Origin of the sequence: Streptomyces abikoensis, assembly GCF_014648775.1 — a bacterium.
GTDB lineage: Bacteria > Actinomycetota > Actinomycetes > Streptomycetales > Streptomycetaceae > Streptomyces > Streptomyces abikoensis.
This window is the reverse complement of sequence record NZ_BMRT01000003.1, coordinates 225694-245606: the sequence shown is the minus strand read 5'-3', so window position 1 is coordinate 245606 and position 19913 is coordinate 225694. Positions and strand designations below refer to the sequence as shown.

Sequence of the window (19913 nt, the reverse complement as noted above, 5' to 3'; positions counted from 1 at the left end):
GCGCCTACTTGCCGAACTCCTTGTACTCGGGCCCGAAGCGCTCCCAGGGCAGATAGCCGCCCATGGTGAAGCGCAGGCTGGTGACGTACGCGACCGGCGAGTCGTCCATCCGCTCCACGTCGTGCAGCGGCAGCATCCGGTAGATCTGTCCCTTGCCGGGCGAGCCGGCGGGCGGGATCTGGCGGACGTCGTCGATCGTGAGGATGATCGGCTCCTTGTTGGCCAGCCGCAGGCCCAGTTTGGGCATGTCGAAGATGGCGCCGACGGCCATGCGGCACGCCTTGGCGGCCGGTCCCTCACCCGCGTACGGGTCGAAGGGGGTGCGGATCTGGCCCGTCGACAGGCAGTCCGGGTTGAGGGTGACCGTGATGTGGCCGAGCTCCTCGCAGGAGCCCTCCATCTTCATCTCGATGAGGTTGGTGTACACCTCGGCCTTCGACCACTCCTCGGACGTCGGCTGCGAGCGCACCACGCGGACGAAGCCGTCGAAGGGCACCGTGTACTCGCCGACGCCGGGGACGGCGAAGGTGTCGACGGAGGTGATGCCGAGGTTGTCGATGCCGGGAACCGGCGGGGTCCAGGGTTTCACGCTGGTGCCGGAGTACAGGTTGCGCACACCGTCCGTGGTGACCGGGCGGCCATAGACCACGGACGGCCGCTGCGTCGGAGCGGACATCTCTCCCCTTTCAGGGCGGTGGATGACGAATGCGCGCGGTGGCGCGTCAGGGCAGGGGCTGCCGTACGGTCCAGTCGCAGCAGGTCAGGCCGGGCTCGTCGGGGACGCCGTCCTGGTCGGAGTCGATCTCGCCGTCGACGGTGGAGTACACGTCGCGGGAGTTGAGGTCGATGACGCCGTCGCCGTCCCAGTCGTTGAGCTTGCCCTTGAACGTGCCGAGGATGAAGGCGTTGGTCATCGGGCCGACCTCGGGGTCGTGGAGCGTGGACAGCACGCCGTTGCCCGGGGTGAGCACCTCCTCCAGCGGCCTGCCCGCGATCCGGGCGAGGTTGACGTGCCCCCAGCCCTGGAAGCGGCCGCGGACGTAGCGGATCGCGTACTCGTCGTGGATCCGGAAGCGGGGCTCCAGGTGCCAGGTGCCGTAGCGGGCGAAGCCGATCTGGGCCTGGCGGACGCCCTGGGACGGGTCGTCGGCGCGGCCGGACTTGAAGAACGGCCGGGGCACCAGCGACTCGAAGAAGAAGTTGCCGCGGTCGCGGCGGCTGCGGTCGGTGAAGCCGCGGAAGAGGTAGTTGTCGACGTGCGGGGAGCCGTCCGTGTGCAGCCCGGCGATGGTCTTGGCGATGACGAGCTGCTTCTCGCGGGTGGCGACGTTGGGGCAGGCGTGGGCCTGTCCGTAGACCCGTGCGAGGCCCTGCGGCGACAGGGAGATCTTGCCCCAGTGCTGGTTGGAGTCGTCCAGCCGGACGTACAGATCGCAGTGGATCAGCAGGAAGATCGTCTCGTCGAAGGTCCGGCCCGGCGTGGAGCGGCCCTCGCGGCCGTCGAAGGCCGGGTCGCCGGTCTGGAGTTCGCTGATGAACAGCCGCGACCACTCGGCGATCTCGGGGTCGGCGTCCTTCAGGAAGGACTGCAGCGTCGCCACGGCCCGCGCGCCGCCCAGCTTCTCCACGGCCCACAGCGCGTCCCAGCGCACCTGCCGGTCGGTGTCGTCGCGGACGGCCTGGGCCAGCAGGTCGATGGCGTCCGCGTGGTCGCGGTCCGCGTACTCGAACAGGGCCTGCTCGCGCATCGCCGGGTCGGGGTGGTTCAGGGCCTGCTCGCGCAGCTCGTCGTTGCCGCGGTTGTCCAGCCGGATCGCCACGCGGTCCAGCGCGTAGCCGAAGTCGCTGGCCCAGGCGGCCGGGTCGCCGGCGACGAAGCGGGGGTCGACGTTGCTGAGCGTCGTGCGGTAGGCGAAGTTCAGCGCGTCGCGCTGCTCGGAGCCGAGGTCCTCCAGCAGGACCGGGTCCTCGGGGGCCGCCTCGGCCCAGGAGCCGGGGTCGCCCTCGGCCAGCGCGGCCGGGGACTTGTTGCACAAGTCGATAGCCATGTGTGAGCTTCCTTCCGACAGGGCCGGTCGGAACCGGCAGAGGGAGAACTCGCTATCGGTAAGTTATGCGACCCCGGGCCGCTTGCCTTCTCTCAAGTTGGGCTGTTGCCCGGCTCGTTCGGATCCTCCGGCGGGAACGTCGCGTCCTCGCCCGGCCCCGTGAGGACGACGGCGCCGGCCGCCCGTGCCCCCGCCGGCCACCGCAACAGCCGCAGCAGCGCGGCCATGCCGGGCGCGAGCGGCACCGGCGCCATGCCCATCCGGCGGGCCTGCCCCACGGCGCCCATCTCGTGCGCCCGGCCCGCCCCGCTCCACAGCGACCACTCGGCCACCACCGTCGCACAGCGCGGCAGCGCCGCCGCCCGGCGCAGCGCCTCCCGTCGCAGCAGCTCGTTGGCCAGGCCGTAGCCCCCCAGCTGCCGGTGCGCCACCCGCGCGGTGACCGAGCCGAAGACGACCAGGTGCCGCAGCGGGCCGGTGTCGAGGGCGTCGAGCACGGTGGCCAGCCCGTCCGCCTTGGGGGCCGCGAGCGCGTCCAGGTCCCGGGCCCGGGCGCCGGCGACCGGGCCGCCGGCGACGACGCCCGCGCAGTGCACGACGGCCCGCACGGGCAGCGGCACCCGGCCGAGGACCCGGGCGACCGCCCGGTGGTCGGTGACGTCGGCGGTGAGCACGTCGGCGCCGGGCGGGGCGTCGCACAGCCGGCGCAGCAGCGCGGCCGGGCGTGGCGGCAACTCCCCGGGGGCGGTGGTGTCGAGGAGGACGGGACGGTAGCCGCGGACCGCCGACAGCACGGCCGCCGCCCGCAGCCCCAGTCCCCCGAGACCGCCGGTGATCAGAGCGGCGCCGCCCGGCCGGGCCGGGCCGTCCGGCGGCACCGGCGGCTCGGGCAGCGGCACCGCCCGCCAGCCGGTACGGGTGACCGTGCCGTCCCCGGCCACCCGCAGCTCGGCGCCCGGGGCGGCGTCCCGCGCGAGGCGGGCGATCCGGGCGGGGAGGCCGGGACCGGCGTCCCGCACGGGCAGTTCGAGGACGGCGACCCGCAGCCCCGGCGACTCCAGCGCCGCCGAGCGCAGCAGGCTCCCGCCCCCGGCGCCCCGGTGCAGCAGCACCAGCCGCCGCCCGCCGGACGCGCCGGCGCGGGCGATCCCCTCCAGCAGCACGGCGCTGTCCCCGGACCGGTGCGCGGTGCCGAGGACGACGGCCACGGCGGGCTCGGCGTCCCGGCGGGAGGCGTGCCGCAGGGCCACGGCGAGCGGGTCCCGGGGGTCACCGGCCACGTCCCAGCGGAACGCGGCGGCCGGAACGGGCCCTCTGCCGTCCACCCGCCCGCCACCGTCCGCCCGCCCGCCACCGTCCACCCGCACGGAGACGGGCCGGAACGCCCGTACGGCCCGCGCCGCGTGGTCCGCCCGGGCCTCCCGCGCGGCCGACGCGGCCGGCGCACCCGATCTGTCCATGGTCGGTCCTCCTCATCGCCCGCGCGCACGGGAGCCGGCCGGGGAACGTGCCCGCCCGGTGCGCCCGGTCCGGCGCCGCCCGGCGTCAGTACGTGTTGAGCGCGGTGAGCAGGGTCGGGATGGCCTCGCCCTGGAAGTCGACGTCCACGTCGAACTCGTTGATCATTCCCTCGAGCACCAGCAGGGACATCAGCGGGAAGACGAAGGCCGGGGCCGCCGCGATCCCCGAGCGCCGCTGGAGGTCGAACAGGCGGGTGGCGAAGGGCGCCAGCCGGAACTGCCCGGCCGTCCGCCCGGCCGCCTCCGCCACCAGCTCCACGATCCCGGACCGGAAGCCGGCCAGATCGCACCCCGGCGGGATGCGCTCGGCGCTGCGCAGGACCACGTCCGCGCACTCCGGGCCCCGCCCCAGGGACATGTTCATGAAGAACTCCGCGAACAGACGGCGCACCGGGGGCTCCAACTGGACGACGAAGCCCGCGTCCAGCAGCACCACCACCCCGTCGGGGTTGAGGTACAGGTTCCCCGGGTGCATGTCGCAGTGCACGAGCCCGTCGATGAACAGCATCCGGTACACGCCCTGGAGGACGTTCCGGACGATCCGCCGCCGCTGCTCGCGGTCGAGCCGGCCGGCCTGGAAGCGGTCGAGCGGCTCGATCAGGTCCATCACCAGCGCGTCCGGGCCGGACGCCTCCGGGATGGGCGCGGGCAGGCGGAAGTACGGCAGCCGGGAGAGGTTGGCGCGCAGCGCGGCCAGCGAGCGCGCCTCCCGCTCCAGGTCGAGCTGGCCGAGGACCGCGCCCCCGACCTCCTCCACGATCCGCCGCGCGGGCACCTCGCGCAGCGGCGGCAGCCGCTCCATCAGCCGGGCCCCGGCCCGCAGCAGCGCGAAGTCCGTGTGCATCCGGTGCTGGATGCCGGGTCTGCGGACCTTCACGGCCACGCCGCGCCCGTCGGCCAGCTCGGCGCGGTAGACGCAGGCGATGCTGCCGCTGGCGGCGGGCGTCCAGTCGAAGGAGGCGAACGGCCAGGGCCGCCGGGAGCCATAGGTCCGGCCGAGCGATTCCGCCGTCTGCGCCCGGGTCATCGGCGGCACCCGGTCGTGCAGCCGGCCCAGCGACCTGCAGATCCTGGGCGGCAGCAGGTCGTGCCGGGTGCTGAGCAGCTGCCCGCCCTTGACGAACGTGGGCCCGAGCCCCGACAGCAGCCGCGCCGCCCTGCCGCCGATCACCTCCGGCAGCCCGCCCGGCCCCGCGCGCACCGCGTCGAGGGTGCCCGCGGCGGCGTGCCGGGCGGTGACGACGGCGACGGTCGCGAGCCGGCCTGCGAGCGCCGCGTGGCTGACCTCCATGGCCTCCCGGCCTCCTCCCGGCGTTCGAGCGAGTGGCTGAACGTACCTGGAGACGCGCTGAGTTGGAGCGTTGACAGCGAACAGAGGCTACATAATATGGGAGCGATCCCTCCGGCGGTAGCACGGTACCGGCGAACGGCCCGGTACCGGCGGCGAGAGGAGGACGAGGTGTCGGACGCGGTACGGGTCACCGCCCGCCTCCCCGCACCACCGGCGCGCGTGTGGCCGGCACTGACCGAACCGGCCCGGGTGGCGCGGTGGTTCGGCGATCTCGCGGGCCCCCTGGCCGTGGGCGAGGACAACCGCCTCGGCTTCGACGACGGCGACTTCTTCACCCTGCGGCCCACCGCCCTCGTCCCCGGCCGCACGGTCGGGTTCGACTGGCGCTTCCTGGGCGTGGGCAAGCGGCAGCGCGTCGTCTGGACCCTGGAGCCGGCCGGCCCCGGCGCCGCCCTGCTCACCGTCGCCGACCACGACGACACCCGCACCCCCGCCGAGGCGGCCCAGCTCCACGAGGGCTGGACGGACTTCCTCGACCGCCTCGCCCGTCACCTGCGCACCGGCCGCGACGCCCGCTACGCCCTGCGCGACGACATCGACGGCGCGGTCGACCTCCCGGCCGGCCCCTACCGGCCCCTGGCCCACCCCACCCTGCTGGACTGGCTCCCCGTCGCCGAGGACGGCTTCCGTCCGGCATGGTTCTTCGTCATCGACGACGAGGGACCACGAAGGTTCGCGCTGCGGGAATGGGAGCTGCGCGAGGACGAGGAGCTGACGTTCACCGTCGAGATCCCGGGAACCGCCCGGGCCCCGGCCGCCAGGGTGACCCTCGTCCCCGCCGGAGAGGCCCTGCGGCTGTCCTTCGCCCACCGCGGCTGGACGGCCCTCGGCCTCCCGGACGGCCGCGCCCAGGAGCTGCGCCGCCGCTTCACCGCCACCTGGGTCGCCTCCCTGGCGAGCGCCCGCGACCGGGCCCGCGCCGCCGCCGGGCCGGGCTGACCGTGCGCGCCGCCGCCGCGCCCCCGTCGCCCGCCCCCGCCGTCCGCCCGTCGCCCTCGGCGGAGCAACTCGCCTCGGTCGAACGGGCGATCCGCCGGATGCGCGACCACCTGGGCGAGACCCAGTGCCTGACCGACCACGCTGAGGCCGGCCTGTTCAGCCCCTTCCACTTCCACCGCGTCTTCCGCAGCGTCACGGCCGTCACCCCGGGGCGCTTTCTGGCCGCGCTGCGGATGGCGGAGGCCCAGCGGATGATGATCCGGGGCAGCCCCAGGGTGACGGACGTGTGCACGGCCGTCGGCTACGCCAGCCTCGGCACGTTCACCACCCAGTTCACCCGCCTCGTCGGGATGTCCCCGAGCCGCTTCAAGGCGCTCGTCGACCGCCACGGCGACCGGGGGATCGGCGAACTCGTGGACGCCTGCGGGCTGACCGGTCCCACAGATCCCGCAGACCCCACCGGCCCCACCGATCCCGACCCCACCGGCCCCACCGATCCCGACCTCACCGGCCCCACCGATCCCGGCCTCGCGGCCGGGATCACCGGCCGGGTCGTCGGCGCGGCCCCCGCCGACGCCGCGCTCCGCGACGCCGTGCTCTTCACGGGCCTCTTCCCCCACGGCGTCCCCCAGGACCTCCCCGTGGCCTGCGCGGTGACCCCCGCCACGGCCACCGTCCGGCTGCGCCCGCCCGCCGACGCGGAGCACCACGTCCTGGCCGTCTGCTTCGACCGCGCCACGCGCGTGGCCGACGCCCTCGACGACCCGGCGGGCGCCCGCCGCTCGGTCGCGACGACCCGCGCCCCCACCCACGGCTCCTTCCGCCTCCGCCTGCGCGCCCCCGCCCCGAGCGACCCGCCCATCGTCCTGGCCCTCCCCCTGCTCCTCGCCCGGGACGCGGAGGCCCCGGCTCCCACCGCGGTCGCGGCGAAACCCGGGTGACGGGCGCCGCCCCCGCGCGGCACGCTGGACGTATGACGCGCGACCGGACCGTAAGGATCTCGAAGTACCTCTCCAAGCACCTGCGCCACGAGCCCGGCCGGATCGGCATCGAGCTCGACCCGCAGGGATGGGTGGACATCGGGACCCTGCTGGCCGCGGCCGCCGCGCACGGCTTCCCCTTCTCCCGGGAAGAGCTGGACCACGTCGTCGCCACCAACGACAAACAGCGCTTCGCGATCGAGGACGGCCGCGTCCGCGCCCGGCAGGGCCACTCGGTCCCGGTCGACCTGGGACTGCCGGTCACCGAGCCCCCGCCGTACCTCTACCACGGCACGGTCGCCCGCAACGTCGCGGCGATCCGCGCGGAGGGCCTGCGCCCGATGAACCGGCACCACGTCCACCTGTCCGCCGACCGCGCGACGGCCGAGCGCGTGGGCGCCCGCCGCGGCAGGCCCGTGATCCTCTCCGTCGACGCGGGCGCCATGCACCGCGCCGGGCACGCCTTCCGGGTGACCGGGAACGGCGTCTGGCTGGCGGAGGCCGTACCGCCGTCCTTCCTCCGCTTCCCGGGCTGACTCCTCCGCCGGTCCCGGCCCCGCGGCCGCCCCCGGCTGAACTCCCCGTGACCGCCCGGGGATCACCCGTCGACCAGAGGGAGTCATGGGCTCCGGGCCCTTCCCCGGGCCCCGCCGGGCCTCCATGATGTGTGCGCCGGAAGGTCATCCGCCGCGTCGCCCGGAGGGAGACGGCACCCATGGCACGGCACCCTCGCACCCGCTCGATCCGCACCCGTTTAAGACGACCCCGTCTCAGACGGTCCCTGGTGACGGCCGTGGTCACGGCGCTCTGCGCGGCGGCCGTCCCCCTGCTCGCCGCCTCCCCGAGCGCCGCCGCCGACGGCTCCTCCAGGGCCACGACCGGGACCACGGCCTGGACCAGGACCTGGGGCACGGCCATGGGCACCGCCGGGCCCGCCTCCCGTACCGGGGTGGCCGGGCGGCAGACGCTCCGCATGGTCGTCCACACCAGCATCGCCGGGTCCGCCGCGCGGATCCAGCTCGTGAACACCTTCAGCCGTGAACCCGTCACCATCGGGCACGCCACCCTCGCCCACCAGGACCGGGGAGCCGGCGCGGCCGCCGCGCCCGTCACCCTCACCTTCGGCGGGGGAAGACGGGGCACCGTCATCGGGCCCGGCGGGAGCGTCATCGGCGACCCCGCCACCTTCCGTGTCAAGGCCGACGAGAACCTCCTGGTCAGCGTGTATCTGCCGGAGGCCGTCCGCACCGCGCCCTTCCACGCCTACACCCTGACGACCTCCTACGCGTCCGCCCCCGGCGACGCGACGGACCACGCCTCCGACACCGGGAGCGGCGGCTTCCCCACCCGGTTCCCGTTCTGGGCGTTCCTCGGCGGCGTCGACGTCCGCCCGACGCGCGGCGGCGGGACGGTGGTCCTCCTCGGGGACTCGCAGACCGACGGCGGGCACACCACCCCCGACACCGACCGCCGCCTGCCCGACGACTACGCGCGCGCCCTGCAGGCCCGGCCCCGGCCCATGGGCGTCGTCAACGCCGGGATCTCCGCCAACCACCTGCTGCGCGGCACCGAGCCCGCCGAATCCGGGCAGAGCGCGCTGCTCCGCTTCGACCGCGACGTCCTCGCCCAGCCGAACGTGCGGTCCGTCGTCCTCTTCGAGGGCGTCAACGACATCATCTTCGCCGACGCGGGCAGCGCGGAACTCGTCGCCGGGATAAGGCGGCTCGCCACCCGCGCCCACGCCGCCGGGCTGACCTTCGCCGCCGCCACCATCCCGCCCTTCCGCGGCTACGAGAACGCGTACACCCCCGCCAGGGAACGCGTAAGGCAGCAGGTCAACGCCTACCTCCGCGCCACCCGCGACATCGACTCCCTCGTGGACTTCGACGAGGCGTCACGCGACCCCCTGGACCCCACCCGGCTCTTCGCCGCCTACTACAACCGGGGCGGCGACCGCCTCCACTTCGGCGACAACGGCAGCCAGGCCCTCTCCGACGCCCTGCTCCCCGCGCCCGTGCCCGCGCGGGCGCCGCTCGACCACACCCAGACCACGGCCGCGGACGTCACGGGCGACGGCATCCCCGACGTCCTCGCCGCCGACCGGGAGGACGACCTGTACCTCTGGCCGGGCAACACCGACGTCGACGACGCCCGGCACGGCGACGGCACCTTCGCCGCCCGGCCCCGACGGCTCACCGGTGGCTGGGAGTTCACCCAGACCGTCGCCGCCGACTTCACCGGCGACGGGAAGGCCGACCTGATCGCCAAGGACGACTCCGACACCCTCCACCTCTGGACCGGCAACGGGGACGGCACGTTCGGCCGCCCCCGCACCCTCACCCACGGCTGGCACTTCACCGGGACCACGGCCGGTGACGTCACCGGCGACGGCATCCCCGACCTCGTCGCCGCCGACGCCGACGGGACGCTCCGCGTCTGGCCCGGCGAGGGGAACGGCACGTTCGGCCGCCCCCGCGTCCTCATGCGCGGCCGGCACGCCACCCGGACCCGCGCCGGGGACTTCACCGGCGACGGCCGGACCGACCTCGTCGCCGTCGACGAGCACGGCGCGCTCCTGCTCTGGGCCGGCAAGGGGGACGGCACCTTCGGCCGCCCCCGGCGGATCGCCGACGGCCGCGGCCTCTCGGAGATCACCCCGCTGGCCCTCCGCACCGGCGGCATCGCCCACCTCATGGCCCGCGACGACACGACGGGCGTCCTCAAGGAGTGGCGCAACACCGGCGACGGCCGGCTCAGCCGGCCGCTCCGGCTCACCGGCGGCTGGTGACGGGGCTCAGTCGTCCTGCCCCGTGGCGTGCCGCATGTTCTCCTGGGCCTGCCGGATCCGCTCCGGCGTCCAGTGCTCCTCGACCTCCGCCGGGTTCCCGGTGGAGTCGTGCACCACGGCCGTCTCGGGGCGGGACGGCGGCCCCGGGGCCGCCTCCCGGTCCCCGGGCCACAGGGCGGCCGTGACGGCCAGACCGAGCGCCACCGCGCCCGCGGCCAGGAGCGCCGCCTTCGCCTTCCGGGACACCATCGGGATCACCCCAGCTTCCTGTGCGGTGCGTTCCTGCTGCCACGGTAGCGACAGGTCCCGGCCGTACGCCCAGTTCCGGCCAATGCTGTCCGAACCCCTCCTTCCCCTCCGCCCGGCTGCTCTACTCGCACGCGTCTTCGCACATCGAGCACGTGACGCAAAAAGAGCACGTGACGCGAAAAAGGGGGAACGGGGTGAACAAGCGATTCATGGCGGCCGCCGCCGGAGCGCTGGCGCTCGGACTGAGCGTCCCGGTGGGCGCCGCCCGGGCGGACGAGACGGCGAAGCCGATGGACGCCAACACGGCCGCCACCGCTGTACAGCACAGTTCGACGGAGGACCCCTCGCAGGCTCCGGCACGCGTGGCGGCCCACTGGACGCCCGAACGGATCAGAGCGGCCCGGCCGGTGGCCGCGCCCGCACCGGGCGGACGCGCGGCGGCACCGCAGACGCACAGCCTCCCCGCCCGCACGGGCCAGGGGTCGGCACCGGTGGCGGGCGTCGCCAAGGAAGCCAAGGAGGCCGCGGAAGCGGCGGACGCGGCGAGAACGCTCGCCGACGTCTCCCGCTCCGAGGTGTGGACCGCCCACGGCAGCATGCCGGCCACCACCGTGGGCAAGCTCTACTTCGACACGCCCAAGGGCGCGAGCGAGTGCACCGCCTCGGTCGTCAACTCGCCCAACAAGAGCCTCATATGGACCGCCGGGCACTGTGCCAGCGACGGCAACGGCCACTGGTACAGCAACTTCCGGTTCGTCCCCGACTACCACAACGGCCGGCAGCCGCTCGGCGCGTGGACGTGGAAGTCGGTGACCACCCCGAAGGGCTACCTCAACGGCGGCAATAAGGACTACGACCTCGCCGTGATCACCCTGTGGCCGCAGAACGGCCGCAAGGTGGCCGACGTGACCGGCTCCCAGGGGTACAAGTTCAACTCCGGCTACACCTGGCACGCGTACGAGTTCGGCTACCCCTACGACACCCACCCGGGCCGCTCCGGCATCACCGGCCAGGACCTGCGCTACTGCGTCGGCACGACCTGGCGGCCGGGCATCTGGCCCTTCCAGCCCGGCCAGGAGGCCATCCACTGCGACCAGGGCCACGGCGCCAGCGGCGGCCCCTGGCTGGACGACCTCCAGCTCTCGCGCGGCTGGGGCTATCTGATCGGCAACGTCAGCTACCACGGCAGTGAGAGCTCCGACGAGGAGCGCAGCCCGTACCTGGGCGACGCGGCCGTGAAGGCCTACGACGCGGAGAAGAACCGCTAGCGACGCACGCCGCCCCCGGGCCGGCGGCTGCCGGCCCGGGGGCGGTCGGGTACGTCCGAGAACGCCTCAGGCGGTGATCAGCACTCGATGACGTTGACCGCGAGGCCGCCCCGCGCCGTCTCCTTGTACTTGACCTTCATGTCGGCGCCCGTCTCCTTCATGGTCTTGATGACCTTGTCGAGGGAGACGTGGTGGCGGCCGTCGCCGCGCAGCGCCATCCGGGCGGCGGTGACGGCCTTGGCCGCGGCCATGCCGTTGCGCTCGATGCACGGGATCTGGACCAGGCCGCCGACCGGGTCGCAGGTCAGGCCGAGGTTGTGCTCCATGCCGATCTCGGCGGCGTTCTCGACCTGCTCCGGGGTGCCGCCCAGGACCTCGGCGAGGCCGCCGGAGGCCATGGAGCAGGCGGAGCCGACCTCGCCCTGGCAGCCGACCTCGGCGCCGGAGATCGAGGCGTTCTCCTTGAAGAGCATGCCGATGGCGCCGGCGGCGAGGAGGAAGCGGACGATGCCCTCCTCGTCCGCGCCGGGCACGAAGTTCATGTAGTAGTGGAGAACGGCCGGGATGATGCCCGCGGCGCCGTTGGTCGGGGCGGTGACGACCCGGCCGCCGGCCGCGTTCTCCTCGTTCACGGCCATCGCGTAGACCGTGATCCACTCCATGGCGCGGGCCTGTGCGTCGCCCTCGGCGCGCAGCTGGCGGGCGGTGCTGGCGGCCCGGCGGCGGACCTTCAGGCCGCCGGGGAGGATGCCCTCGCGGGACATGCCGCGCGTGACGCACGCCTGCATGACGCGCCAGATCTCCAGCAGGCCCTCGCGGATCTCCTCCTCCGTGCGCCAGGCCTTCTCGTTCTCCATCATCATCGCGGAGATCGACAGGCCGGACTCGCGGGACATCCGCAGCAGCTCGTCGCCGGTGCGGAAGGGGTACTTCAGCACGGTGTCGTCCAGGACGATCCGGTCGGCGCCGACGGCGTCCTCGTCGACGACGAAGCCGCCGCCGACCGAGTAGTAGGTCTTCTCCAGCAGCGGGGCGCCGGCCTCGTCGTAGGCGAAGAGGGTCATGCCGTTGGCGTGGTACGGCAGGGCGCGGCGGCGGTGGAGGATCAGCTGGGTCGACTCGTCGAAGTCGATCTCGTGGGCCGAGCCGATCTCGGCGCCGAGGAGCTTGAGGCGCTTGGTGGTGCGGATGCGCTCGACCTCGTCGTCGGCGATCTCGACGTCGACGCTGCGGGGGGAGTGGCCCTCCAGGCCGAGCAGGACGGCCTTGGGGGTGCCGTGGCCGTGGCCGGTGGCGCCGAGGGAGCCGTAGAGCTCCGCCCGTACCGAGGTGGTCTGGGCCAGCAGACCGTCCTTCTTCAGGCGCCCCACGAACATCCGGGCGGCGCGCATCGGGCCGACCGTGTGGGAGCTGGACGGGCCTATGCCGATCGAGAAGAGATCGAATACGGAGATGGCCACGGTGGCAGCTCCTCTGTGAGTCGGGGGGTGGTACGGGGTGGTACAGGGTGTGACGGGGTGGTGCGGCAGAAGCGGAATGCCGCATTCATCTATCAGTGTGCGGGATGCGGGCCGCTTCCCGCGGTGGCGGAGCTCACTCCGGGGCGCGGGCCCGGGTCACGGTGCGGGGCACCGGGCCGCTCCTCAAGCGTGCCCGGTGCCCCGTACCGGCCGGTTAATCCCGCGCTTCGGCGCTACTTCAGCCCGGGGTACAGCGGGTGCTTGTCCGCCAGCGCCGTGACGCGGCCGCGCAGGGCCGTCGCGTCGAAGCCCGGCTTGAGGGCCTCGGCGATGATGTCCGCGACCTCGCGGAAGTCCTCGGCCTGGAAACCACGGGTGGCCAGGGCCGGGGTGCCGATCCGCAGGCCCGAGGTGACCATCGGGGGGCGCGGGTCGTTCGGGATGGCGTTGCGGTTGACCGTGATGCCCACCTCGTGGAGGCGGTCCTCGGCCTGCTGGCCGTCCAGCTCGCTGTTGCGCAGGTCCACCAGGACCAGGTGGACGTCCGTGCCGCCGGAGAGGACGGAGACGCCCACCTCCTTGACGTCGTCCTGCATGAGGCGCTCGGCGAGGATCTTCGAGCCCTCCAGCGTGCGCCGCTGGCGCTCCTTGAACTCCTCCGTGGCCGCGACCTTGAAGGAGACGGCCTTGGCCGCGATCACGTGCTCCAGCGGGCCACCCTGCTGACCGGGGAAGACCGCGGAATTGATCTTCTTGGCGAGCTCGGCCGTGGAGAGGATCACACCACCGCGCGGACCGCCCAGGGTCTTGTGGGTGGTGGTGGTGACCACGTGGGCGTGCGGCACCGGCGAGGGGTGGAGCCCGGCGGCGACCAGGCCCGCGAAGTGGGCCATGTCGACCATCAGGTACGCGCCGACCTCGTCCGCGATCCGGCGGAAGGCCGCGAAGTCCAGCTGGCGCGGGTAGGCGGACCAGCCGGCCACGATCAGCTTGGGGCGGTGCTCCTTGGCGAGGCGCTCGACCTCCTCCATGTCCACCAGGTTGGTCTGCTCGTCGACGTGGTAGGCGACCACGTTGTAGAGCTTCCCGGAGAAGTTGATCTTCATCCCGTGGGTCAGGTGGCCACCGTGGGCCAGGTTCAGGCCCAGGATGGTGTCGCCCGGGTTGAGCAGGGCGAACATCGCCGCGGCGTTGGCCTGCGCGCCGGAGTGCGGCTGCACGTTGGCGTGCTCGGCGCCGAAGAGCGCCTTGATCCGGTCGATGGCGATCTGCTCGACGACGTCGACGTGCTCGCAGCCACCGTAGTAGCGGCGGCCCGGGTAGCCCTCGGCGTACTTGTTGGTCAGGACCGAGCCCTGGGCCTCCATGACCGCGACCGGAGCGAAGTTCTCCGAGGCGATCATCTCGAGGGTGGACTGCTGGCGGTGGAGTTCGGCGTCGACCGCGGCGGCGACGTCGGGGTCGAGCTCATGGAGGGAGCTGTTGAGAAGCGACATGAGTTCTTCCTGCGCGGGAGGGAGCGGGCGGGGTCAGCCGGCGAAGTCGGTGTACTCGTCGGCCGACAGCAGGTCGGCCGGCTCGTCCGCGATCTTCACCTTGAACAGCCAGCCGCCCTCGAAGGGGGCGGAGTTCACCAGCGCGGGGTCGTCCACGACGTCCTGGTTGGCCGCGACGACCTCGCCCGTGACGGGGGAGTAGAGGTCGCTGACCGACTTGGTCGACTCCAGCTCACCACAGGTCTCGCCCGCGGTGACGGTGTCGCCGACCGCCGGGAGCTGTGCGTAGACGACGTCACCGAGGGCGTTGGCGGCGAACTCGGTGATCCCGACCGTCGCCACACCGTCGGCGTCGGCGGCCGACAGCCACTCGTGCTCCTTGGAGTAACGCAGCTGCTGGGGGTTGCTCATGGCTAGATTCTCCTGTACGCGCGTGGGTGCTTGTGCAAGGGGTCTTGACAGATGAGATGAGGGGGGCTCAGCGGGCCCGCTTGTAGAAGGGGAGGGCGACGACCTCGTACGGCTCGTGGGTGCCGCGAATGTCCACACATACCCCTTCCGTACCCGGAGTGGCGTGCGCCGCGTCGACGTAGGCGATCGCGATCGGCTTGCCGAGGGTGGGGGAGGGGGCACCGGAGGTCACCTCGCCGACGACGGCGCCGTCCACCGTCACGGCGAAGCCCGCCCGGGGCACCCGGCGGCCGGTCGCGATCAAGCCGACGAGCTTGCGCGGCGGGGCGCTCTCGGCGCGCTCCGCGGCGGCCGCCAGCGCCTCGCGGCCCACGAAGTCGCCGGCCTTGTCGAACTTCACGACCCGGCCCAGACCGGCGTCGAACGGCGTCGTCGCGGTCGTCAGCTCGTGCCCGTACAGCGGCATGCCCGCCTCCAGGCGCAGCGTGTCCCGGCAGGAGAGCCCGCACGGCACCAGCCCGGCGTCCGCGCCCGCCTCGGTCAGGGCCTGCCACAGCTTCTCGGCGTCGGCGGGGGCGACGAACAGCTCGAAGCCGTCCTCGCCGGTGTAGCCGGTACGGGCGATCAGCGCGGGGACGCCCGCGACGGTGCCCGGCAGACCCGCGTAGTACTTCAGGCCGTCCAGGTCGGCGTCGGTGACGGACTTCAGGATGGCGGGCGAGGCGGGGCCCTGGACCGCGATCAGCGCGTAGTTCTCGCGGTCGTCCCGGACGGCCGCCTCGAAGCCCGCCGCGCGCTCGGTGAGCGCGTCGAGGACCACCTGGGCGTTGGAGGCGTTGGCGACGACCATGTACTCGTCCTCGCCGAGGCGGTAGACGATCAGGTCGTCGAGGATGCCGCCGTCCTCGCGGCAGATCATCGTGTAGCGGGCCCGGCCGACGGCCAGCGCGGAGATGTTGCCCACCAGGGCGTGGTCGAGGGCCCGGCCGGCCTCGGGGCCCGTGAGGGTGATCTCGCCCATGTGCGACAGGTCGAACAGACCCGCGCGGGTGCGCACGGCGACGTGCTCGTCGCGCTCGCTGCCGTAGCGCAGGGGCATGTCCCAGCCGGCGAAGTCGGTCATGGTCGCGCCGAGCGCGCGGTGCAGCGCGTCCAGGGCGGTACGGCGGGGGGCATCGGTCATGATCGGGCTCCCGGGCAGGTGGGTCGCGGAGGAATGCCTAAAGAGGCGGCCTCCCCATCTGTCATCGGAACCTGAGAGGTTCACCGAGAGCCCTCGCCTGTCGTCAAAGGCAACCCGGCTTGCACCTTGGGTGGGACCGAGCCGTGGGCGCGGTCCGCTTTTCAGATCTGCCTCACCCGCGCGGTACGGGGCCTGAGAGATTCAAGGGAGGAACTTGCTCCTTCGGCGCCCGGCGCCTGTGGCACCGGGACTCTCCCGCGCGGATTCGAGCGGCCAGTATGCGATTGCTTGCAGTTGAGTCGAGCGTGAGTCGAGCTTGGCGCGCACATCATTGCACGTACGGGCGTGCGACGGACCGCCCACCGCCTCTCAAATTGGATTACCTTTTCTTTGCGAGAGGGGGCGATCACCGTGCGTACGGAGGTGGGGACGGGGGAGACGCACGGGGTGCGTGATCTGCGCGGGGGCGCCGGGGCGATAGCGGAGCTCCGCTATCCGGCGGGCGATCTGCTCGTCGTCTCCGGGCTGCCGGGTGGCGGCAAGTCCACGCTGATGCGGCGCGCGGTGCCCGCCGCCGTCCACCGCGTGGACTCCCAGGACGTGCGCGAGCGCTTCGAACGCCTGTCGCCGGCGCTTCCCTACGCCTTCTGGCGGCCCTTCGTCAGGATCGCGCACTACGCCGCGCTGCGGCGGGCGCTGCGCTCGGGTGACAGCGTCGTCGTACACGACTGCGGGCAGTGGAGCTGGGTGCGGCGCTGGCTCGCGCGGGACGCGCGGCGGCGGGGCGGGGGGCTGCACCTCGTCGTCCTGGCGGTCGACCCGTCCACCGCGCTCGCCGGCCAGCGCGCCCGGGGCCGCGGCGTCTCCGCCCGCTCCTTCGCCCGCCACCGCCGCGCGACGGCCCGCCTCGTCGCCGCCCTCACAGCGGGCGACCGCCCGGCGGGCACGACATCGGCCGTCCTCCTCGACCGCGAGGCGGCCAACGCGCTGCGGCGGATCACTTTCGGCTGAGGAGCGGGGGGCCGGGGGCGGAGCCCCCGGGAACAACCCCGCCCCCGGAATGCCCAGGCGCAGCCGCTAAGGTGCCCGGAAAACACCGGACGCACCCCGTGGGAAGACAATGACCTGGCCAGTCAACGAACTGGAGGCGGTCCTCGCCGCCTCCGTCGGCGTCCCGGACGCCGGTCCCCGCATCGTCGAGGCGCTCGGCCGCAGCAGCGTGTGGGTCCCGCTGCCCAAGGGCGGCGGACCCGACAGCCCCGACCTCGACCTGCCCGCCCTGGAGCTCGGCGGCGCCGCCTACGTCCCCGTGTTCAGCTCGCAGGAGCAGTTCACGGCCGTCGCCGGCGAGGGGATGCCCTTCGCCGTCGCCCCCGCCGTCGAGTTCGCCCGCGGCCTCCCCCCGCAGGTCGGCATCGTCGTCAACCCCGAGGGCACCGTCACCGTGCCCCTGCCCCCGCCCGCCGTCGCCGGGCTGTGCCGGGCCGGGCGCACGGCCCTGGACGGCGACGCCACCGGCGGCCGCGTCCGGCTGTTCGAGCCGGACTGGCAGGAGGAGCCGACCGCGTTCCTGGCCGCCGCCGGTCTGGAGTTCGCCGGCACCGGCGTGGTCCGGACCGCCCGCCGAGCCCTGGCCAGCGTCGAGGGCGCCGCCCCCGCCCTGTTCGTCGGCGTGGAGCTGGGCCTGCCCGACCCGGGCAGCCGCTCCACCGCCCTGGACGCCCTCGGCCGCGCCCTGGGACAGGTGCCCGTGCCCTGGCCCGTGCAGCTGGTCTTCCTGGACGTCGCCCAGGACGACCCCGTGGGCGACTGGATACGCACCCGGATACGGCCGTTCTACGACCGTGACCTGTGACAGCTCTCATGCCCGCCCCCGCGGGCTCGTAAGCTGGTAGCAGCAGACGGCCAAGAGAAGAGGCGGACCCAGGTGAGCGCGGGCGCGGAGAGCGGCGTGGAGCAGGTGCTGCGCCAGGTGGCGCCCGGCCGGTACGACACGTACGAGCAGCTGCTGCGGTCCCTCGCCGAGGGCCGGGTGTGGATGCTGCTGTGGCACGGTCAGGCCGGCTCGCCCGACGCCCAGTACGGCAACATGGAGGTCGACGGCCTCGGCTACGCCCCCTGTGTGACCTCCGCCCAGGAGCTCGCCGCCAGCGGCTGGAACCGCGCCCACGAGGTCGTCGCCGGCCGGACCGTGGCCGCCTCCCTCTTCCCCGACCGCTGGGGCCTGTGGCTCAACCCCCACGCCCCCGGCGGCGGCGTCGGCATCCCCTGGCTCGACCTGCGCCGGATCGTCGCCGGCCTGGACCGGCTGCCCGCCGGCCCGCTCCAGCTGAGCGAACCCGCGCTGGACATTCCGCAGTTCTACGCCCTCCTCGGGCAGAACGCCCACCGCACCCCCGTCGTCCGCGCGCTGCGCCGGGCCTGGGTGCGGCCCGCCCTGGGCACGCCGTACCTGGCCATCGGGCTCGATCTGTACGACACCTCGCCCGCCTCCGTGGAGGCCGTGCGCCTGATGATGCAGCAGTCGATCGCCGCGGTGCCCGACGGCCTGCCGGTGTCGACGGTGACGATGTCGGACGAGTACGACCCCGTCGCCATGTGGATGCGGGCCAACAGCCGGCCGTTCTTCGCCCGCGAGGGCTACGGGGCCGCCGGCGCGCCGGCCGCGCCCGCCTCCGGGTACGGCTATCCCCCGCCGCAGCAGCAGGGCTGGCAGGCCGGGGCCTACTGACGCCCGTTCCGCCGGCGCCCGTTCAGGGCAGCCCGGTGTCCGTATAACGGAACCTCCCTTCACACATCACGTTTGCGCATCCTTTGCGGGTGAGGGCTGGCGGGTGATCGCGGGAGCCATGGAGACTCCCGCCCAACAAGGACTTCGTTCCTGCGTACGACCTGTTCCGCCGTACGACCGCTCTGTGCGCACGTCCCGTACCACCGGCACCTCCGGTGCTCTCCGCACCGACGCAACTCCGGGTACCACCGCACGTCCCGCACGTCCCGCACCTTCCGCACCACTGCACTTCGCGTACCACCGCGATCCGCGCGCCCACCGCCGCGCGGGGCGCGTCCTCGCACCAGTGATGTGAACCAGCCGCCCCGAGCGCGGCGGGCGTTGGGCCGGTCGCCGCCGGCCGAGAGGGGTCCACCAGACGATGACGGCACCACTGCACGACACGGGACCGGCCGACGCCGGCGCCGCCCCCGTCACCGACGGCCTTCCGGCGAAGGCCATCGAGGGGCGCTCGCCCTGGCGGATCGCCTGGACACGGCTCAAGCGCGACAAGTTCGCCCTGGCGGGCGGGGTCGTCGTCCTGCTGCTCATCCTCGTGGCGATCCTGGCCCCGGTCATCGTGGGCCTCCTCGGGCATCCCCCGAACGAGTACCACGAGGAGCTGATCGACCCCCTCTCCAGCACCCCCAAGGCCGCCTGGGGCGGCATCAATTCCGACTTCCTCTTCGGCGCCGAGCCCGTCAACGGCCGGGACGTCTTCAGCCGGGTTGTCTACGGGGCCCGGGTCTCGCTGCTCGTGGCCTTCCTCGCGGCCGTCGTGGCGGTCGTGATCGGCACGGTCTTCGGCATCGTCGCCGGCTACTTCGGCGGCTGGGTGGACGCGGTCGTCAGCCGGGTCATGGACCTCCTGCTGGCCTTCCCCCAGCTGCTGTTCATCATCGCGCTCGTCTCCGTCGTCCCCAACTCCCTGTGGGGGCTGACCGGTTCGGGGGTGCGGATGGCCGTGCTGATCGCGGTCATCGGGTTCTTCGGCTGGCCGTACGTGGGCCGGATCGTGCGCGGCCAGACGCTCTCGCTCAGGGAGCGGGAGTACGTCGAGGCCGCCCGCAGCCTGGGCGCGGGCCGGCTGTACATCCTCTTCCGGGAGCTGCTGCCCAACCTGGTGGCGCCGATCACCGTGTACGCCACGTTGATGATCCCCACCAATGTCCTGACGGAGGCGGCGCTGAGCTTCCTCGGCGCCGGCGTCAAGCCGCCGACCGCCTCCTGGGGGCAGATGCTCTCCAAGGCCGTCACGACCTACGAGGGCGACCCCATGTTCATGATCATTCCGGGTCTCGCCATCTTCGTCACCGTGCTGGCCTTCAACCTCTTCGGCGACGGCGTGCGGGACGCGCTGGACCCGAAGGGCTCGCGCTGACGCCCACCCTCGCCCTCTCGTACCGACCGCCCGTTCCGGGCGGCGACCGACCACGGAGGTCCGTTACAT

18 protein-coding genes and 1 riboswitch are annotated in these 19913 nt (G+C 73.6%); of the genes, 9 read left to right on the top strand and 9 right to left on the bottom strand.

The window, feature by feature from the left end:
* Positions 1–4: 4 nt before the first annotated feature.
* The 4 genes from IE096_RS11415 to IE096_RS11400 all read right to left on the bottom strand — a co-directional run bounded on the left by IE096_RS11415 (position 5) and on the right by IE096_RS11400 (position 4859).
* Positions 5–676: a DUF6073 family protein gene (locus IE096_RS11415; protein WP_189451310.1), complete on the bottom strand. Its 672-nt coding sequence runs from the start codon at positions 674–676 to the stop codon at positions 5–7.
* A 46-nt stretch (positions 677–722) separates the two neighbouring features.
* Positions 723–2048 carry a HEAT repeat domain-containing protein gene (locus IE096_RS11410; protein ID WP_189451309.1) on the bottom strand — a complete coding sequence of 442 codons (1326 nt, stop codon included), beginning with the start codon at positions 2046–2048 and terminating at the stop codon, positions 723–725.
* Positions 2049–2140: 92 nt separating this feature from the next.
* Positions 2141–3508: a KR domain-containing protein gene (locus IE096_RS11405; protein ID WP_189451308.1), complete on the bottom strand. Its 1368-nt coding sequence runs from the start codon at positions 3506–3508 to the stop codon at positions 2141–2143.
* An 85-nt stretch (positions 3509–3593) separates the two neighbouring features.
* Complete coding sequence (locus IE096_RS11400) at positions 3594–4859, bottom strand: ABC1 kinase family protein (protein ID WP_189451307.1); 1266 nt, start codon at positions 4857–4859, stop codon at positions 3594–3596.
* A gap of 168 nt (positions 4860–5027) precedes the next feature.
* Between IE096_RS11400 and IE096_RS11395 the strand changes: the two genes are divergently transcribed.
* The 4 genes from IE096_RS11395 to IE096_RS11380 all read left to right on the top strand — a co-directional run bounded on the left by IE096_RS11395 (position 5028) and on the right by IE096_RS11380 (position 9626).
* Positions 5028–5858 carry an SRPBCC family protein gene (locus IE096_RS11395; protein ID WP_189451306.1) on the top strand — a complete coding sequence of 277 codons (831 nt, stop codon included), beginning with the start codon at positions 5028–5030 and terminating at the stop codon, positions 5856–5858.
* A gap of 2 nt (positions 5859–5860) precedes the next feature.
* Positions 5861–6799, top strand: coding sequence for a helix-turn-helix transcriptional regulator (locus IE096_RS31820; RefSeq protein ID WP_189451305.1), 939 nt, complete (start codon positions 5861–5863; stop codon positions 6797–6799).
* 32 nt (positions 6800–6831) lie between these two features.
* The gene (locus tag IE096_RS11385; protein WP_189451304.1) at positions 6832–7374 is read left to right on the top strand and encodes an RNA 2'-phosphotransferase; all 543 of its coding nucleotides are present in this window, start codon (positions 6832–6834) and stop codon (positions 7372–7374) included.
* A gap of 179 nt (positions 7375–7553) precedes the next feature.
* Positions 7554–9626, top strand: coding sequence for an FG-GAP-like repeat-containing protein (locus tag IE096_RS11380; protein ID WP_189451303.1), 2073 nt, complete (start codon positions 7554–7556; stop codon positions 9624–9626).
* A 6-nt stretch (positions 9627–9632) separates the two neighbouring features.
* On the opposite strand, the gene IE096_RS11375 is transcribed toward IE096_RS11380, so the two are convergent.
* Entirely contained in the window at positions 9633–9875 is a 243-nt protein-coding gene (locus tag IE096_RS11375; protein WP_189451302.1) for a hypothetical protein, read from the bottom strand.
* Between the two features lie 194 nt (positions 9876–10069).
* Between IE096_RS11375 and IE096_RS11370 the strand changes: the two genes are divergently transcribed.
* Complete coding sequence (locus tag IE096_RS11370) at positions 10070–11143, top strand: trypsin-like serine peptidase (RefSeq protein WP_189451301.1); 1074 nt, start codon at positions 10070–10072, stop codon at positions 11141–11143.
* A gap of 77 nt (positions 11144–11220) precedes the next feature.
* Here IE096_RS11370 and IE096_RS11365 read toward each other — a convergent pair whose 3' ends face one another.
* The 4 genes from IE096_RS11365 to gcvT form a co-directional block, all read right to left on the bottom strand.
* Positions 11221–12603 carry an L-serine ammonia-lyase gene (locus IE096_RS11365; RefSeq protein WP_189451300.1) on the bottom strand — a complete coding sequence of 461 codons (1383 nt, stop codon included), beginning with the start codon at positions 12601–12603 and terminating at the stop codon, positions 11221–11223.
* A gap of 233 nt (positions 12604–12836) precedes the next feature.
* Positions 12837–14099, bottom strand: a complete 1263-nt coding sequence (gene glyA, locus IE096_RS11360) for a serine hydroxymethyltransferase (protein WP_189451299.1) — start codon at positions 14097–14099, stop codon at positions 12837–12839.
* A 33-nt stretch (positions 14100–14132) separates the two neighbouring features.
* Positions 14133–14510, bottom strand: coding sequence for a glycine cleavage system protein GcvH (gene gcvH, locus IE096_RS11355; protein ID WP_189451298.1), 378 nt, complete (start codon positions 14508–14510; stop codon positions 14133–14135).
* A 67-nt stretch (positions 14511–14577) separates the two neighbouring features.
* Positions 14578–15693, bottom strand: coding sequence for a glycine cleavage system aminomethyltransferase GcvT (gene gcvT / locus IE096_RS11350; protein ID WP_189451297.1), 1116 nt, complete (start codon positions 15691–15693; stop codon positions 14578–14580).
* Positions 15694–15864: 171 nt separating this feature from the next.
* A riboswitch (glycine riboswitch) is annotated at positions 15865–15961 on the bottom strand.
* Between the two features lie 137 nt (positions 15962–16098).
* Here gcvT and IE096_RS11345 point away from each other — a divergent pair.
* The 4 genes from IE096_RS11345 (at position 16099) to IE096_RS11330 (ending at position 19844) form a co-directional block, all read left to right on the top strand.
* Complete coding sequence (locus IE096_RS11345; protein WP_373298113.1) at positions 16099–16704, top strand: AAA family ATPase; 606 nt, start codon at positions 16099–16101, stop codon at positions 16702–16704.
* 109 nt (positions 16705–16813) lie between these two features.
* On the top strand, positions 16814–17548 hold the full coding sequence (locus IE096_RS11340; protein WP_189451295.1) for an enhanced serine sensitivity protein SseB: 735 nt from the start codon (positions 16814–16816) through the stop codon (positions 17546–17548).
* Between the two features lie 72 nt (positions 17549–17620).
* On the top strand, positions 17621–18424 hold the full coding sequence (locus IE096_RS11335; protein ID WP_229820111.1) for an enhanced serine sensitivity protein SseB C-terminal domain-containing protein: 804 nt from the start codon (positions 17621–17623) through the stop codon (positions 18422–18424).
* A gap of 421 nt (positions 18425–18845) precedes the next feature.
* A complete protein-coding gene (locus tag IE096_RS11330; RefSeq protein ID WP_189451294.1) occupies positions 18846–19844 on the top strand; it encodes an ABC transporter permease in 999 nt (332 codons plus the stop codon).
* The last annotated feature ends 69 nt before the right edge of the window (positions 19845–19913 follow it).